The 1,284-nt window shown below is 38.6% G+C and carries 1 protein-coding gene; it reads left to right on the forward strand.

Translation table 11 applies throughout. The features are described 5' to 3' along the window. Positions 1 to 438: 438 nt before the first annotated feature. Positions 439 to 1,188: a rolling circle replication-associated protein gene (locus NFR55_RS10465; protein WP_251548861.1), complete on the forward strand. Its 750-nt coding sequence runs from the start codon at positions 439 to 441 to the stop codon at positions 1,186 to 1,188. The last annotated feature ends 96 nt before the right edge of the window (positions 1,189 to 1,284 follow it).

Consider the following 1,284-nt stretch of genomic DNA (forward strand, 5'->3'; position numbering starts at 1 on the left):
GCGGGCACACTGCGCCCCGCGCCGTGCCCGCCCGAAAGTTCCGCGGTGTTGCCGTACTTGATACTGGCAACACTTAACTCACAAGAAAAGGCTAAATAAGGCTTTTTCTTTTCGGCATATAAAAATACAAAAAACGGGGGTTTTATGTATAAATGCGAATATGACGGAAAATGTCTTGTTTGCGAATTTTACGGGCGGTGCAAATTTCTTGAAAAAGCCGTTTTTGTTAAAACCGAATTTCCCAAATATGAAAATACGATTTGGGGACAGTGCGCATATAAAAACACCAAAAAATGTTTTTCTTGCGAAAAATATCGCGATTGTATTCTTGAAAGAGGTCTACCCTTTCGACAATTCGAGCTATCTAACGTAATTTATAATAAATTCCCCAATTCGGATTACGACGAAATTGTTTTCTATAAGGAAACTTTTCGCCATTTGATAGACAGCGAGAATTTAGCGAGCGAGAATGTAGACCGTAAAAAGTTATTAAGGCGAGATGACGACGGCGTGTATATCCCCGTTTCAGACGATTTTACTATTGCTAAGTTGCAGCGTTCTATACGCAATGCAAGCAAACGCAGTTTAGACACATTTTACGGATATGCGCAGTCTAACGATTGGGAATATTTCGGTACGCTTACATTTTCGGACGAAATTGTTGACCGTTACGACGTTGACGCGACCAAAGCGTTATATAGCGAGTTTCAACGGTGGTGTAAACGTAAAAGTCCGGATATGAAAATGTTAGCCGTTCCCGAATGGCATAGAAAAGAGATTGACGGAAAAAGAGCGTTGCATTTACATTTTCTCGCATCTAACATTCGTTTCACTTTAGTTCCTGCACGCAATTCAAAAACCGGAGCTTATTTGTACGGGAATTTCGGCGAGCCGTTATTCAATATTCAAGATTGGAAAAACGGTTACAGCTCGCTCGCAATAATTCCGCCGGATAATAATTACGCTCGCGTGGCGAACTATATGAAAAAGTATATTACCAAAAACATGAATATAGGCTATAATGCAAAACGTTTTTATCACACGCACAATTTACTTTTTAAGAATAAATTTATTTTACATTATGCTTCTTACGACGAATTGGAAAACGATATTTCCGCTCTCGGTTTGGAAAAAATCAAAGAAGATAATATACGTATAGTTTATCGTAGATTACATAAGGATGAATAACGAATGAAAAAGATACTTATCGACTTTGCTTTGGAAAGATTTCGTTCCGAACTTATCTTAAAAGGCAGACAGGCGGACACAATAGAGTATTATAAC

The sequence above is a fragment of the Pumilibacter intestinalis genome (assembly GCF_943193005.1).
GTDB lineage: Bacteria > Bacillota > Clostridia > Christensenellales > Pumilibacteraceae > Pumilibacter > Pumilibacter intestinalis.